The sequence below is a fragment of the Paenibacillus sp. RU5M genome, assembly GCF_900221055.1.
In the GTDB taxonomy this organism is placed as follows: domain Bacteria; phylum Bacillota; class Bacilli; order Paenibacillales; family Paenibacillaceae; genus Paenibacillus; species Paenibacillus marchantiae.
On sequence record NZ_OBQM01000016.1, the window covers coordinates 60,106 to 75,945 of the forward strand.

12 protein-coding genes and 1 riboswitch are annotated in these 15,840 nt (G+C 48.1%); of the genes, 3 read left to right on the plus strand and 9 right to left on the minus strand.

The annotated features are described in order from the left end of the window. Nucleotides 1–14: 14 nt before the first annotated feature. The 5 genes from CRO25_RS29640 to gcvH form a co-directional block, all read right to left on the minus strand. Nucleotides 15–1,166 (minus strand): mannitol-1-phosphate 5-dehydrogenase, encoded by a 1,152-nt coding sequence (locus CRO25_RS29640; RefSeq protein ID WP_079697441.1) that lies wholly within the window; start codon nucleotides 1,164–1,166, stop codon nucleotides 15–17. Then, nucleotides 1,163–1,597, minus strand: a complete 435-nt coding sequence (locus CRO25_RS29645; protein ID WP_024633110.1) for a PTS sugar transporter subunit IIA — start codon at nucleotides 1,595–1,597, stop codon at nucleotides 1,163–1,165. Before CRO25_RS29645 ends, CRO25_RS29640 begins: the two co-directional genes overlap by 4 nt. Next, entirely contained in the window at nucleotides 1,594–3,699 is a 2,106-nt protein-coding gene (locus CRO25_RS29650) for a BglG family transcription antiterminator (protein WP_079697442.1), read from the minus strand. The genes CRO25_RS29645 and CRO25_RS29650 overlap by 4 nt, the downstream gene beginning before the upstream one ends. Next, nucleotides 3,699–5,165 (minus strand): PTS mannitol transporter subunit IICB, encoded by a 1,467-nt coding sequence (locus CRO25_RS29655; RefSeq protein WP_079697443.1) that lies wholly within the window; start codon nucleotides 5,163–5,165, stop codon nucleotides 3,699–3,701. Before CRO25_RS29655 ends, CRO25_RS29650 begins: the two co-directional genes overlap by 1 nt. A gap of 565 nt (nucleotides 5,166–5,730) precedes the next feature. Then, nucleotides 5,731–6,120: a glycine cleavage system protein GcvH gene (gcvH, locus tag CRO25_RS29660; RefSeq protein ID WP_079697444.1), complete on the minus strand. Its 390-nt coding sequence runs from the start codon at nucleotides 6,118–6,120 to the stop codon at nucleotides 5,731–5,733. Nucleotides 6,121–6,467: 347 nt separating this feature from the next. Next, nucleotides 6,468–6,590, plus strand: a riboswitch (glycine riboswitch). Nucleotides 6,591–6,891: 301 nt separating this feature from the next. On the opposite strand from gcvH, the gene gcvT reads away from it, so the two are divergent. From gcvT to gcvPB, 3 genes are all read left to right on the plus strand, one after another. After that, entirely contained in the window at nucleotides 6,892–8,028 is a 1,137-nt protein-coding gene (gene gcvT, locus CRO25_RS29665; RefSeq protein WP_079697445.1) for a glycine cleavage system aminomethyltransferase GcvT, read from the plus strand. Continuing rightward, nucleotides 8,025–9,380 carry an aminomethyl-transferring glycine dehydrogenase subunit GcvPA gene (gcvPA, locus tag CRO25_RS29670; RefSeq protein ID WP_063566880.1) on the plus strand — a complete coding sequence of 452 codons (1,356 nt, stop codon included), beginning with the start codon at nucleotides 8,025–8,027 and terminating at the stop codon, nucleotides 9,378–9,380. Before gcvT ends, gcvPA begins: the two co-directional genes overlap by 4 nt. Nucleotides 9,381–9,475: 95 nt before the next feature. Next, nucleotides 9,476–10,963 carry an aminomethyl-transferring glycine dehydrogenase subunit GcvPB gene (gene gcvPB / locus CRO25_RS29675; RefSeq protein ID WP_079697461.1) on the plus strand — a complete coding sequence of 496 codons (1,488 nt, stop codon included), beginning with the start codon at nucleotides 9,476–9,478 and terminating at the stop codon, nucleotides 10,961–10,963. Nucleotides 10,964–11,107: 144 nt separating this feature from the next. On the opposite strand, the gene CRO25_RS29680 is transcribed toward gcvPB, so the two are convergent. From CRO25_RS29680 to CRO25_RS29695, 4 genes are all read right to left on the minus strand, one after another. Next, entirely contained in the window at nucleotides 11,108–11,887 is a 780-nt protein-coding gene (locus tag CRO25_RS29680; protein WP_079697446.1) for a hypothetical protein, read from the minus strand. Continuing rightward, nucleotides 11,887–12,867, minus strand: coding sequence for an ABC transporter substrate-binding protein (locus CRO25_RS29685; RefSeq protein WP_063566878.1), 981 nt, complete (start codon nucleotides 12,865–12,867; stop codon nucleotides 11,887–11,889). The genes CRO25_RS29680 and CRO25_RS29685 overlap by 1 nt, the downstream gene beginning before the upstream one ends. Before the next feature lie 26 nt (nucleotides 12,868–12,893). After that, on the minus strand, nucleotides 12,894–14,060 hold the full coding sequence (locus CRO25_RS29690; RefSeq protein ID WP_179132301.1) for a S9 family peptidase: 1,167 nt from the start codon (nucleotides 14,058–14,060) through the stop codon (nucleotides 12,894–12,896). A 144-nt stretch (nucleotides 14,061–14,204) separates the two neighbouring features. Next, the gene (locus tag CRO25_RS29695) at nucleotides 14,205–15,776 is read right to left on the minus strand and encodes a helix-turn-helix domain-containing protein (RefSeq protein ID WP_063566876.1); all 1,572 of its coding nucleotides are present in this window, start codon (nucleotides 15,774–15,776) and stop codon (nucleotides 14,205–14,207) included. Nucleotides 15,777–15,840: the final 64 nt, after the last annotated feature.

Consider the following 15,840-nt stretch of genomic DNA (forward strand, 5'->3'; position numbering starts at 1 on the left):
GGAAATACAGAACGTTACTTCTGCATTTGTTGATAATGCGCTACAGCCTGCTTCAGTACAGGATGACTCTCATCCATGGACGTATACTGGCTGAGTGCTGCTTCAATCCCTTTTTGCTGGATCGTAGTCTGGAGTTCCACCGCTTCCGGGTCTTCGGATACGTCAAACTTGCAGGCAGCGGCCATACCCATCGCTAAAAGTGTTGTCTCCGTTCCATACTCGTAAGCCTGGAGAGCTGGGCGAACCAGACGGTCATTCGGGGACAGTTTCCGCAGTGGAGAACGTCCTACACGAGTTACCTCATCCGTCAGATGCGGGTTAACGAACCGTTCCAATATTTTGGCAATGTACAACTGATGATCGTCGGCATTGAATCCAAAACGCTTCACCAAAACGGCTCCGGTTTCCTGCAAGGCACCATATACGATGGATTTGACTTTTTCATCGGCAATAGCCTTCTGAATTGTATCAAACCCGTTCACATATCCAATATAAGCGGCAATACAGTGTCCCGTATTTACGGTAAACAGCTTCCGTTCGATATAAGGCTCCAGATCATCCACATACATTACACCCTCAACCGGTTTGAACGCAGGAGCCATTTGTGAACGGTCAACAACCCATTCATAGAAAGGCTCTACCTGTACATGCAATGAATCTTCATGATGCTGAATCGGCACAATCCGATCTACGGCAGAGTCCGGGAAATACACGTACTGATCCGCAAGCAGGCGAGTCCGCTCATCAAGCAGGCCATATACATGTTCTTTCAGCTGAGTGCTGGCTCCAATTGCATTTTCACAGGCAATAATGTGAAGGGGCTGGAAGACATCGCCCGCTCCCAGTCTGGACGTAAGTCCTTTGGCAATACCGGGAGCAATATGTTTCAGAATGTTCACGCCCACTGCAGTTGTGATCAGTTCAGCTTCTGCAACGTTCTGAGCAACGGTATCCAGATTGGTTCCATCGATTGCACTCACACCGGTAACTTTCTCCAGGTCTTTGGCCTCGTTAGCCAGTTCAACCGTATACTCTCCACGCTGCTCTAGAGCCTTAACCAGCTCCTGATTAACGTCGGAGAAAACAACATTGTAGCCTGCACGGGACAGAATCAAACCGATAAAGCCACGTCCAATATTACCTGCTCCAAAGTGAAGGGCCTTCATAGTTCCATTTCACTTTCCAAAATAGTGATGACTTCTTCAGCGGTTTGAGCATGACGCAAAGCTTCCATGTTCTCTTCCTCGGCGCAGATGACTGCAATGCTGGTCAGGATCTCCATATGTTCTCCACCTTGAGCGGCGATACCAATTACCATATACGCTTTTTCTTCCCCAAAATCAACACCTTGCGGGAACTGAATGACGGAAATGCCTGTGGACAGGATGAATGATTTGGATTCCTTCGTGCCGTGTGGAATCGCAAGTCCGTTGCCGACATACGTGGAGACAATCTCTTCACGCTCCAGCATTTTGTCGATGTATTCAGCGGTGATATGTCCCGCGTCTTTCAAAATTTGACCTGCCATACGAATCGCTTCGTATTTGTCCTGAGCCGTTGCATTCATGATGACTTTATCTTTAGTTAACACACTCATGTTTGAATACCTCCAATTTCGGTTTTGCTGCGGTAAAATCCCGCAAGTTCTTGGGACAAGTAATGAATAAGATCATCCCGGTTGCCTTTTTCAAGTAATGCAATCATTTCTTCCTGCAACAATAGCGCACTGATCTCACTCAGTACCTCCAAACTTTCCTTCGGTAACTGTCTGGGTCCAAGCATCAAGAGCACATGGCTGACACCTGCCGGGTCTTCCGGCGTGCGTAGAAGCGGCTCTGTCAATTGGAACAGCGTAATTGAAGGACTGTGAATGCCATCACTGCGTGTATGAAACAGAGCGAGGGAAGTTCCGGGAATCTTCTGACTTCCAACAGCTTCACGCTCCTCCAGCAGCCTGGCAATCTCATCTGGATTATTCAATACACCGGATTGATGCAAAACGCTGCACATGGCGTAAGCCGTTTCTAAAAATCCGATCTCCTGATTATCCAGCGGGAACACCTGAAACTTGCCGATTATCTGTACGATTTCAATCAAGGTCGCTTCCAGTCCAACCGGATCGGAAATTCGTCCTGTTGTCCTTGATTCTGCTTCAGGTGGGGGACTATGTTCCCGCTGAAGCGTCGTTGTCCTGATGAAGTGTCTTAAACGTTCACTTTCTTCTGCCGTCAGCAGTGGGCTCACCTTGTAGTATTGATGTTTATCCATCGGCAGATCCACAGTAGAGAGAACCAAATCATATTCCGTCTTCGGTATACGTGCGGCTTCATACCATGACACGCTGTCCACAATCCGAATTTCGGGAATTTCCTTGGACAGACGGCTCGATAACATCCGTGAAGATCCGATCCCACTCGTACAGACGACGACAGCCCTGATTTCACGCTTCAACACCCGCAGCCGTTCAATGGAAGCACCGAAGTGCATTACCAAAAATCCGATCTCCTCATCCGGCACATCCGTATTGGGCCAAGCCTCTCGCACGGCTTTCTTTACATCCTCAAACAGTGATTCATAATCCTTGCGGATCTGCTGAAGCAACGGATTACGGATAAGCTGCCGCCCATCCATACGTTCCAGCACCGGCTCCATATGGGCAATCAGACCTTCACGAAGCAGACGATCCTCATGGAACGAATAATGAGTTTTCTCCTGCATCCGATCTGTAAGGGAACGAACCATGTCGAGTAAGACCAGATCGTCTATGGGCAGTAGACGCGAGGAATGAATCGATTGCTCGATTTCAACTAGCAGCCTGTGAAAATAAGCCTGCTCCTCGCCGACAAACTCCAGCCCAAGCTGGGCAGATAGAACGCCGCACAACCGTGAAGCCAAATATTCCGGCACCTTCCGCTCATCTTGCAGAGGATTTCCAACGTCATTTTTGTCCTGTTGTGTGCCCCGACCTATGCCAAAACCTTTGCGAATCCGCACGACCGCTACAGACAATTGGATCAGCAGCTTCATGTATTGACGTTCCGGGATATTTTCCAACCACTCAATATCCGGCTGCCATAATGCATTTTCGACCGTAAGTACATCCTCATGCCCTATCATTTCCAGAAGTTTGCTGTTTACTTTGGAAACTCCCTGCTCCGCCTGTCTACCGAACAAATCGGATTCATCCAGATATTCAAGAGCGAGCGCGGAAATAGCCATGCGATGAGCCAGCTCGCTTCCATTGATCTTGACCCCATATCCACGCCTGCGAACCAGCTTCAAGCCAGCCAGCTGAATGCGTGGTTCCAGATCGTCCAGATCATTGCTTGCCGTAGACACGGTTACCTTCAGATCTGAGGCCAATGCAAGCAGCTTCACAGGCTCGGATTCATCCAGCAAAATACAAAGCATGAAGAGTTTACGCTCTTCGGGCGTAAACTCCACATATTCGTTAAGCTCAAGTTGTTGACGCAATACGGCCAAATCATCGGAACCGGGATCAATTCGAACCCCGGTTCCCGATTTTTTTTCCAATCTCATGCCAAGGGGCTCAAGCCAATGTTCAATCATCTGCAACTCTCGATGTACGGTACGAGTGCTTACTTTGACCGCAACAGCTATATCGCCAGCAGTTACCTCATGAGGATGCTCCAGCAGGAACTCCACGATCTCACGCTGTCTCCTTGTAATATTACTCATCAGGAGTCGGATTTGAGGCGCTCCACCAGTGCCTCATATTCAGGACTCTTCAGGAAGTTATCGATGGAAATATGCTCTGCATTTGGAGCCACGGATTTGGCCCGGTCAGTCAATGTTTTCTGTGTGATGACGATGTCGGCATCTTGTGGAATCTCACTGATCGCCGTGTTGGTTACAGCGACATCCACACCGGCTGCCTTCATTTTCTTCCGCAGAATCGAGGCACCCATGGCACTCGAACCCATACCTGCATCACAGGAGAATACAATTTTATTGATATCCGTTTTTACTGCCGAAGAAGCAATATCGGCTGCACGGTCAGCTTCACGATTGTCTTTATCAACGGTGAGGTTACCCGTTTTGCCCTGATTTTTCATATCTTTCATGCGGCTGGAAGCACTATCCAGATCTTCGTCATCCTTCTGTTTACCTGTTTTGAGCAGTATGGATGCCACGAGGAAGGAGATAACCGCAGCTACGGCTACCCCGGCAAACATGCCAAGATATCCGCCCTTAGGTGTTAACAATGAGTAGGCAATGATACTTCCCGGTGACGGTGCAGATACCAAACCAGCTCCTGTCAGCATGAAGGTCAATGTACCCGCCACACCACCAGCCATCGCAGCCAGAATCAGTATCGGTCTCATCAGAATGTAAGGGAAATAAATCTCGTGAATCCCGCCAAAGAAATGAATGATTACAGCACCTGGAGCGGAAGATTTGGCTGATCCGCGACCGAAGAAGCAGTATGCCAGCAAAATGCCGAGTCCAGGTCCTGGGTTGGATTCAAGCATGAATAATACGGATTGCCCCAGTTCTCTTGCTTGATCCGTACCAATCGGTGTCAGAATCCCATGGTTGATGGCATTGTTCAGGAATAATACTTTTCCTGGCTCAATGATCAGGTTGACCAGCGGGAGAAGACCAGCGTTCATCAAAGCTTCTACCCCAGCCGATAACACCTTGCTAATCGCTTCAACGAAAGGCCCGATGCCTTTAAGGGCTAGAAGGGCCAAAATCCCACCAATAATACCAGCGGAGAAGTTGTTAACCAGCATCTCAAACCCTGATTTGATTTTGCCATCGACAGCTTTGTCAAATTTCTTAATGACCCAAGCTCCCAATGGTCCGGCAATCATGGCGCCAAGGAACATTGGAATGTCACTGCCGACAATAACCCCGATGGTCATTATTGCACCGACTACACCACCACGTTGGCCGTGTACCATGGTACCGCCTGTGTAACCGATAAGCAAAGGCAGCAAATATTTGATCATTGGATCAACCAGCAATGCAAAATCTGCGTTAGGGAACCATCCTTTTGGAATGAACAATGCCGTAATCAAACCCCAGGCGATAAATGCACCCATGTTCGGCATAACCATACCACTCAGGAAACGTCCAAACTTCTGAACGCCGACCCGTATTCCTCCGCTTTTTTCGGACTTTGCGTCCACTGAACTCATATTGAAAACCTCCTCAACATATTAAACCTTAATTCCACTGAATTTTGACAACGATGATCCAGATGAACAAAGGTACAAATCTTCAATAAATCTTAATTTACAACCATATCGTAAATGAAAACGGTATCTTCTACAACGAAATGAAAACCTACTTCCGTCATGAACGTTGATGACAAGATTTAAATTTAAAGGATTGTCCCATGTTTGAACCTTGTATATGGAATGGAACCTGTTATTCCCTTTCATGTATCATACCCACGAAATGCCCCATTTTAATGACAAATGAAATTGTAAATTTATTCTATTTGAACGAGCTGTTTCTATCTCAATTAGAAATAATGATGAAACACGTTAATTGATATTCATTCCATCCCATTCGTCTGTTAACAACGAAAAAAGCGCAATTTCCTCACCCTGTCCCAGGTGAGGCAATTGCGCCTAAGTATTCTCCGAATGAGCTGTATCACCATCCGGATCTATAATCAATCGATTCATTTTTATTACGTTAAACGAACTTTTCCATTAAGCTGAAACTCCGTATCTAGCGGAAATTTGTACCTTAATATTATTCCGTATGTTTACGATACGCATCCGCGTTCATCAATGTGGAAAGTGCTGCTGTGAGGTCGCCCTCAACACGAATCTCGATCATCCAGCCTTCCTCATATGGGGAGTTGTTAACCAGCTCCGGGGAATCCTGCAATGCATCATTCACAGCAATAATCGTTCCACTGACAGGAGAAAACAAATCCGAAACGGTTTTGACGGATTCAATCGTTCCAATGCCGTCTTCCGCTTTTACATCCAATTCAAGGTCAGGCAATTCTACAAACACAATGTCACCCAGCTGATGCTGCGCGAACTCGGTAATGCCAATACGTACGGTATCCTCCCCTACGGTCTGCACCCATTCGTGCTCTTCACTGTACAGGAAATCACTTTTCAATTCGCTCATCGATATCCGCCTCGCTTTTCATTAATGAGTGCATGCGTTTCTTTGACCTTAACCTTTTTCCCAGAACATAGCGTATGATATTTTCGATTCAAATGTCAAGATACCTCACAATTTATTTGTTTTTCTTCCTTATATGCCTGTAACTCAAATGGACCCTCCCTACATATAATGGTGAATATTAGAAAAGTAAGCGCACTCTTTATAAATAGACGTACATTAAAATGTTAATTAAAAATTTCATTCGGATTTTTTGTTCATATCTATGATATCGTTCTTGACATCAATAGACGATTCAGGCTTTAATGAGAGTAGTAAATGTGTTTAATTGGTCTATGCAATACCCGCGGATGAATGTAAAGGGAGAGATTACCCTTGACACCCGAATCAGGGTGTACATGCGGTAACGCCGAAGGAGTAAGCCACCGACAAGCGGAGGTGAATCTCTCAGGCAAAAGGACTTTTACGGGACGCAACTCTGGAGAGCATCTAATCGCCCTGTATGGGCGTTATGATCACCCAAGGGGAAACCTGCTGCATCATGCGGCGGGGTAACTCTCAGGTACCAAGGACAGAGCCTAAGAATACAGCGTGCTTCTGGCATGCCGATTCTTTGGCCTGTCCTTTTCCTTTTTCCCAAAAAAACGAAAACAGGTTATAGAGCGGCGCTGCCCATAGCGTCCTTACCTTACTTTTATAATAAAATATGATGCCAGATTCATTGATCCACGGTTATACACTCGGCCGGTTGACGGCCCATGACGAGGTGATTGGATGTCCGATTTGCTTAGAACCCCACTCTTTCCACTCTATCAGCAGTATGAAGGCGTACGATGCATTGATTTTGGTGGCTGGGAGCTCCCGGTACAATTCAGTGGAATTCAGAAAGAGCATGAAGCGGTGCGAGAACGTGCTGGATTATTTGATGTATCCCACATGGGCGAATTCACCGTACAAGGTGAACACGCAGAAGCTTTTTTACAGCACATGACCACTAATGATGTAACAACACTCGTTCCCGGGCAGGCCCAATACACGTTAATGTGTTATCCGGATGGCGGCGTGGTCGATGATCTGCTGATCTATAAACTGAAAGACCAGCATTATATGCTGGTGGTTAACGCCTCCAACATCGACAAGGACTGGGCATGGCTGCAACAGCACATGACGCCAGGCGTAACGATGACTAATGATTCGGATCAAACGGCGCTACTTGCTCTGCAAGGTCCGCTGGCAGTGGATATTCTCAGAACGGTGACAGACACCGATGTGTCTTCGATTGAGCCTTTCCGCTTTGTGGCAAATGCGAAGGTATGTGGCGTTTCATTGCTGTTATCCCGCACCGGATATACGGGTGAAGATGGCTTTGAGCTCTACGTTCCCGCGGAACAAGCTGCTGAGGTCTGGAACGGATTGATGCAAGCCGGAGAAGATCACGGACTCGTTCCGACAGGACTGGGTGCCCGGGATACGCTGCGCTTTGAAGCCAAGCTGCCCCTGTATGGACAGGAATTGTCTGCAACCATCACACCGCTGGAGGCTGGCGTAGGTATGTTTGTGAAGCTAAATGCAGGACCGTTTATCGGACATGAAGCCCTGTTGCAGCAAAAAAATGATGGGCCTGCCCGAAAGCTGGTCGGCATCGAAGTGCTGGAGCGCGGCATCCCTCGTCCTCATTATCCCATTTACGCCGAAGGCGTACAGATTGGTGAAGTAACCACAGGCACCCAGTCGCCTACGTTAAAACGTAATCTGGGGCTGGCCTTGATTGACAGCAAATATGCTGCACTGGGTACCCCGCTGGAGATTGAGATTCGTGGCAAGAAACTGAAAGCCGAGGTCGTGAAGACCCCTTTTCATAAACGGACACGTGCGCCAAAGACACCTACTCAAGGAGCTGATCAAGCATGAGCAAGCATCGCTACATCCCCATGACCGAGCAGGATCAGAGTGCCATGTTGGCAACCATCGGCGTGGAAACGATTGAGGATCTGTTCCATGACATTCCACAGGAGATTCGCTATCAGGGCGAACTGCCTGTTTCCTCCAAACTGGATGAATACGCACTGACACGTCATATGTCGAAGCAAGCGGCAGCGAATGCCAACTTCGAGACACACGCCAGTTTCCTGGGTGCAGGCATTTATGATCACCACGTTCCCTCCGTCATTAATCATGTCATCTCCCGTTCCGAGTTCTATACAGCCTATACACCTTATCAACCCGAGATCAGCCAAGGAGAATTGCAGGCGATTTTCGAGTTTCAATCCTACATCTGTGAGTTGACAGGCATGGCTGTAGCCAATGCCAGCATGTACGATGGTGCAACTGCATTTGCGGAAGCAGGCAATCTGGCCGCAGCGGCAACCCGCCGCAAACAGCTGATTGTGTCACGTACCGTGCACCCCGAATCTCGTCAGGTATTGCAAGCTTATGCTCACGGCCTCAATCTGGAGATTGTTGAGATTGGATATCAAAATGGTGTAACAGACTGGGATGCCCTGCAAGCCGCCGTGTCCGATGACACCGCAGCCGTCATGATTCAAAGCCCGAACTTCTTCGGCGCCGTGGAAAATGTAAAACAGGCCGCAGACCTTGCGCATGCGCACAAGAGCCTGCTCGTGGTCAGCGCCAACCCGCTATCGCTGGGTCTGCTGGAAGCCCCAGGCAAGCTGGGTGCTGACATCGTCGTTGGCGACGCGCAGCCCCTTGGCATCGCCGCTTCACTCGGCGGCCCAACATGCGGATACTTCGCCGTATCCCAGGCTCATATGCGCCGAATTCCTGGCCGAATTGTAGGCCAGACAACGGACCGCAACGGCAAGCGTGGTTTTGTACTCACGCTGCAAGCACGGGAACAGCATATCCGCCGTGAAAAGGCGACGTCCAACATCTGTTCCAACCAGGCGTTGCTCGCGCTGAGCGCCTCTGTATATATGTCCATTATGGGTAAACAAGGCATGATCGACGTTGCTGATTTGAATTTGCAAAAGAGCCATTATGCCCTTAATACGTTTACCGCAATTCCAGGCGTCTCTCTTACGTTTACCGCCCCTACGTTCAATGAGTTTGTTATCCAACTGCCTGAAGGAACAAATGTGGAACCACTGCAACTGAAATTGCTCGATGCAGGTTTCATTGGCGGGTATGAACTTGGCCGTGATTATCCCGAGCTCGCCGGACATATGCTGATTGCAGTTACTGAACGACGCAGCAAGGAAGAGATCGACGAATTCGCACGTGTATTGGAGGGATCGCTGTGACTCAGGAAACGACAACAAAGACAACTACGACGACATCAGCACAAGGACAATCGGAAACGGTAACCTCTATCTCCACTTCGGGCCAACCTGAAACTATCACAACAGACACTAACCAGGCTGCCTCTCCAGCACCGGAGCAATCGTTGATTTTTGAACTCAGCAGTCCGGGTCGGGTCGCTTATTCGTTGCCCGAATGCGACGTTCCCCGTCAAGCTGTGGATTCCCTGATTCCCCGGGAAATGCTTCGGTCGGAAGCAGCAGCATTGCCTGAGGTTTTTGAAGTTGACGTCATTCGCCATTACACTGCCCTGTCTCGTCGTAATTTCGGGATAGATAACGGATTCTATCCGCTGGGCTCTTGTACGATGAAATATAATCCGAAGATTAATGAGGATGTGGCCCGTTACAACGGGTTCGCCAAAATTCATCCATATCAGCATGAATCCAGCATTCAAGGTGCACTTGAACTGCTCTACACGTTGCAAAATGACCTTGCCGGACTTACCGGGATGGACGCCGTTACGCTGCAACCGGCCGCTGGTGCACATGGCGAATGGACCGGGCTCATGATGATCCGTGCTTACCACGAAGGTCGTGGTGAACGGCGTACGAAAGTCATCGTACCCGATTCTTCTCATGGGACCAACCCGGCAAGTTCAACCGTAGCAGGTTTCGAAACGGTAACGATTCCTTCCCGCGCAGACGGTCTGGTAGATCTTGACGCACTTCGCGCAGCTGTTGGTTCGGACACCGCAGCGCTCATGCTGACTAACCCGAATACACTCGGACTCTTTGAAAAAGACATTCAGGAGATTGCCTCCATTGTGCATCAGGCAGGTGGCTTGCTGTACTACGATGGAGCCAACTCCAATGCCATTATGGGCATCACCCGACCTGGCGATATGGGCTTCGACGTGGTGCATCTGAACTTGCATAAAACGATGAGTACTCCGCACGGCGGAGGTGGACCTGGTGCCGGCCCGGTTGGTGTGAAGAGCCGCTTGATTCCATTTCTGCCGAAACCGATGGTCATCAAAAATGATGAGGGTATATATGCATTGGATCGCGAAGGTGATCAATCCATTGGCCGGGTCAAAGCTTACTATGGTAACTTCGGTATTCTGGTCCGCGCCTATGCCTACATTCGTACTTATGGACCTGAAGGCTTACGCCGGGTATCTGAATGTGCGGTGCTCAACGCCAACTACATGATGGCCCGTCTCGCACCTTACTACGAGATTCCGTATCCAGGCGTGTGCAAACATGAATTCGTTATGTCTGGCCGGGGGTTGAAACAGTATGGTGTACGTACACTGGATGTTGCCAAACGATTGCTTGATTTTGGGTATCACCCGCCAACCGTGTACTTCCCGCTGAACGTCGAGGAGTGCATCATGATCGAACCAACCGAAACCGAGAGCAAAGAAACCCTTGATGGGTTTGTCGATACGATGATTCGCATTGCCAAGGAAGCAGAAGAAACGCCTGAACTGGTACTCAATGCCCCTTACGGCACACCGGTTACCCGTCTGGATGAAACAACAGCAGCCCGTAAACCTGTACTGAACTGTGCTTGCAGTTAAAAGCTAACCTCTAATAAACTAATGAAAACATATTCAGTCGTTGATAATCATTAATAAATGCCAAAAACAGCCGCATTTTGCTTTCTGCGCGGCTGTTTTCTTTATTGCTTATTAACCTGTCAGCTTTATTTTATCTTCTCCGGTCTAGGGCTTCCAATTGGCCCGTTCCTTCTTGCCCAATCGCGGACAGGTGTAACAATAGGAGCGACCTTGTCGTAAATATTGCAAGCAACAGACGTTTTTGATCGCAAGTCTCTTCGTAGGCTCCAGCGGATGATCAATCATCCGAACCCTGACACGAAGCGGATTCTTGGCCAGACCAAATACATCAGCTTCCAGACCATTTTGCAGCACCAGTTCATCAGCGGCAAACTGACGCAAGAGAGCTTCATCGTCTTGATACGTATTATGAATATTCTCCCTGTAGTTTTGCAGAGCCGTTGGCAACTGCCCCCACAACATGCTGACATGCAACCCAGAAGCTTTGGACAAACACTCCATGAGGGGACGTGCAGTCTGACTGTAAAGACGTCTTAATTCTGCTTCAAGCCAGACCGTTCTTTCCTCCGAATCCTTCGGAGCGAGAGTGACATCCATGTTCTCAAGTTGAAAAGCAATTCGTGTATACCCGGTTTCCTTCATCAAATGTATACTCAGATTGGCTAGCGAAAAATTCGGAGCTGCATCATGGACGGATACGGTATATTGCAGCGCAGCTGCCACATCCCCGAACCAACTGGTGAAATAGGCTGCGGCAACCGTTAGATCCTGTCCCTCGATTAACTGTTGATAGGCGGACAAAAAGCTTCTCATTGCCTCCGGATCAACAATAGATTCTCCACATAGCGATGCCACGGGTACACCATTCAGTTCCTGTACAAGATTAAAGTGCTTCCCCAGTTCCTCACGAATCCGGTCATTCATCATTCGCCGAACAAACGATTCAGGTCATCCAGCATGGAAGTAGCCGCATTGGGTCCATACCCGCCAAACCACGAATCTGAAGCCACCTGGAATACCTGATTATTTTTAACAGCCTTCATGTTTTCCCAAATCCCCAAGGTCTGCAGATTGTTATAGATCTCTTCATTATCATTGATAAGGATAATGTAATCCGGATCGATTTCTGGCAACTTTTCATTAGACAATACTTCATAGCGACTTTCAGCGCTTGTCACGGGGAAAACAGCCGGTCTGGAGAAACCGAAATCATCATAAAGCCATTTGTAGTCCATGTCTCCGTAATACCGAATATCATTTCTTATCCGCAATACCATGAGTGTCTTACCCTCTGCTTTGGCGTGAACTTTTTGGATCGCCTCAGCTTTATGCGTTTCATAGGTTTTTATCACTTCTTCTGCCTTTTCGTTCAGACCAAAGGCCGCCGCGGTAGCTCGAAATGCCGTCTGCCAATCAGGTGCCACATATCCATTCTCAAGCATGGCCGTTGGAGCAATTTTGGCATAATTCTCGTATTGCTCTTTGCTGTTCGTATCCGTCACAATCAGATCTGGTCCAAGAGAGAGCATTTTCTCTGCACTGACCTTACCTTGATCACCGATGATAGCCACATCATTCAAGAATGGCTTCAAATATAACGGAAAATCTTCGTTCTGTGATTTCACCGTAGCTTGTGGCGTCATGCCAAGTGCAATCAGGTGATCCGTCAAATATGTCACTGTGGAAGCAATATTTTCTGGCTTTTGTGGTAATGTCTGCTCACCATTTGTATCCTTAAATGTAAACGTGGCATCTTGGGACTCTTCCGAAGCCGCTTGTTCCTGTTTCGTCGGTTCTGCCTCAGACGAACCTGACTTCTCTTTGTTGCCACAGGCCACAATCAATAATAGCACCGCAAGCAAAACTGCTGTTAACGTGAAGTAGCGTTGATTTCGTTGTTTCATTTTCTACAGATCCCCTTATTCTTTGGTTATTCTATTATTTTGTCTTCTGCCGTTCTCTCATTTCTCATTACACGTGTGCTTGTGATCCATCCCATTTCATTTCTTAGATTCATAAAAAACGAACTTCCAGGCTGTGGAAGACGTATGAGCGCTTTGCAGTTCGTTGTATCCAACGAAGCGGGAATGGACTCCCATCTTGCGGTTCTCCAATTGCGATCATCCACACACCAATAAAGATTGGCCTCCAGGACAGGAAGGCATGAATCATACCGAACGACAAACCAACCGTCCTCGTGCTTCTCCTCACAAATTTCAATAAGCGCAGCTTTCACTTTAACGATGCTGTCCGCAAAAGCGAAGACCTCCTCGCATGCCCATGCCTCCTTATAAGAATGCCCGAGACCCGGGTGAAGGCTTAGTCTGCTGTTGTTGTTCGGATGGCACTCCAGATGCTGCTCAAAAGACTTGTTAAATATGGTCAACGGAAAATGGGTATCATTACTACCGTTAAGCCATAACATCGGCAAGCGGCTTTCCGACAGAAATGTGGATGGATCCCATAATAGACGAACACGTTCTGCCTCTGCCTCCGGCATCGATGCAAAGCTAAGCCCATAATAGGAACCCGGTTCATGCAAATACCCACAGCCATAAACGGGCATGGCAAAAGAAAGCCTGGTGTCTAACCCCGCAACCAAACTTGTGATGATGCCTCCCCATGAAATTCCTGTTATACCTATGCTCTGCTTGTCTACACCCAGAAAAGAGCGGAGCAATGAATGAGCCAATATTACAGCGGCTACGGCATGATACATCCATTGATCTTCAACAGGCTGTTCGTAATCTGCAAATACACCCTGTTTCTCAGGACCACTCCATGAATGTGAAGGCCATTCCATCCGTTCGGTGTGCTCCTCATCCCCGAATGGAACATGCCCTTCCAGATCCATGGCTATCGCAGCATACCCTCGTGCCATCCATTCTTTCACCCAACTGCTAAAAGCTGTTCCCGCACCACCGTGAACCAAAATTACCGCGGGAACTTCCTCGTTAGGAGAGACCGGACGCGGGATGCCGTAGTAGCCAAATATGCGAGTAGCACGACCTTTATATGACACACCCTCATAGAAGCAAGCATGTACGCCGGTATGTTGATCTTCGGAAACCGGGTATAATCGAGGTGCTTTAAACAATTGCTCTAGATTCCAAGGCGGCTTTCCAGAAATGGAATGTCACCTCCTCTTTACACTGATAATGATTTTCTTTCTCAATACGTATCATATCATTCATTGCTTCAGCTAAACATGGATATATAAACGGAGTGAACTGGACTTTAGTCAGCCAAATAACCGCATAAAATAGGATAGCGCCCGATCATGCGACCAAGCTGAATACTCAAACAATTTTTCTGTCCCCACCTCGTACACATGTCCATGCCGAACCGCTGTCAAACGATGCCACTGCTCACTGGCCTGAAGCGCCTTCCATTCCCGGGCCGCCTGCTGTGTGGAATCTACCATGATAATCAGCATATCTGCGTCGTATTTTTCCAGAGCTTCTTTAGTCACCGATTCAAAAACATTGATGTCATCGAGACGATGCGTAGCTGCCAATCTAAAATCATCATAAAGGACCGCGCCAGCATTGCGTTTGCCATATATCCGATATTCCGAATCCGTGATACGCCATATGTTGACGGTAGCTCCACCGATGTTACGTCTTACTTTGCGGTAGACCGCTTCCGCCTTGCCATCATATTCTGACAGCCACACCTCCGCCTCTGCCCGATGCTCCATGACTTCTGCAATCATTCGAAGCTGCTCGCGCCAGTCTGCGGATAACCAAGGGATGGCAACTGTCGGCGCAATCTGCTCCAGCTCTTTTCGCGCCCGCTCGCCCAGAATGTCAGTGCAGAAAATAAGCTCCGGCTCCGACGCACGCAATCGATCCACATTTTCTTGCCAGATCTGCCCTTCCCCCAGCTCATAAGAATGCAGACGAGTCATTCGGTTGTATAATTCATGATTTGGATAAAAGGCAGCAGCTTTCGGAAGCAGGCCAAGTGCCAGTAAACTGCCCGAGATTGGATCAGAGACACTTGCGATACTATATCTGCGGCTTTTGACAAACGCATTAGGCGAAAGTCCCATCTTCTGTTTGAATCTGCGGCTAAAATAAAATTCATCTTCATAGCCGACTCGGACCGCGGTCTCTTTTACACCATCACCTGACAAAAGGAGCTCCTTGGCCCGTTTCATTCTGACATCCATCAGATAGGCCGTCGGGGTCTTTCCTGTATATTGCTGAAATGCCCACGAAAAATATCCTGGACTCAGGCCAGCAAGCTTGGACAATTCATCTCGTTTTAACTCATGATCCAGATGTTCATTCATATAATCGGCAACACGGGCAATCGCAGAAGCGGTAGACTCAACGCTTTCCGGCTTGGCCTCCGCTTGAACAAGTGAAGTCATCAAACCGTATAATGCGGCCTGTCTATTGAAGTGTTCCTCGTCACCAGCGACCTCCAGTTGAAGCAATCGATCACAAGAGAGCGCGAGTTGATGCGGATCTTTGCACCAAAACAAACCCTCCATGAAAGCATGGGTAGCGGTCATCTGCTGTTCTCCGCCATATTCGTATACTTCGAAACGGACCATACAGCCTTTTAACGCCTGCTCATCTGCCGCCAGCTTGAACCTCTGTCCAGGAGCCAGCAAATAGACTTCCCCTTCATTCAATCGGGATATGTGTTCGTTCGATACCAAAGTTCCTGAGCCACTTATACAAAGAATAGCGAAGTGTTCCGCTGTCGCTGCATGAACAATTTCTCCATTTGAGGACACTTCAAACGAATCGATACTGCTATATTTAAGCATCTTGCCTGCCTTTTTTTCATTGACCTTCATGGTAACCCTACTTTCTCCCTCAGCATGATGTCCATTGATTGAATTGTTCGAATATCTTAATGAT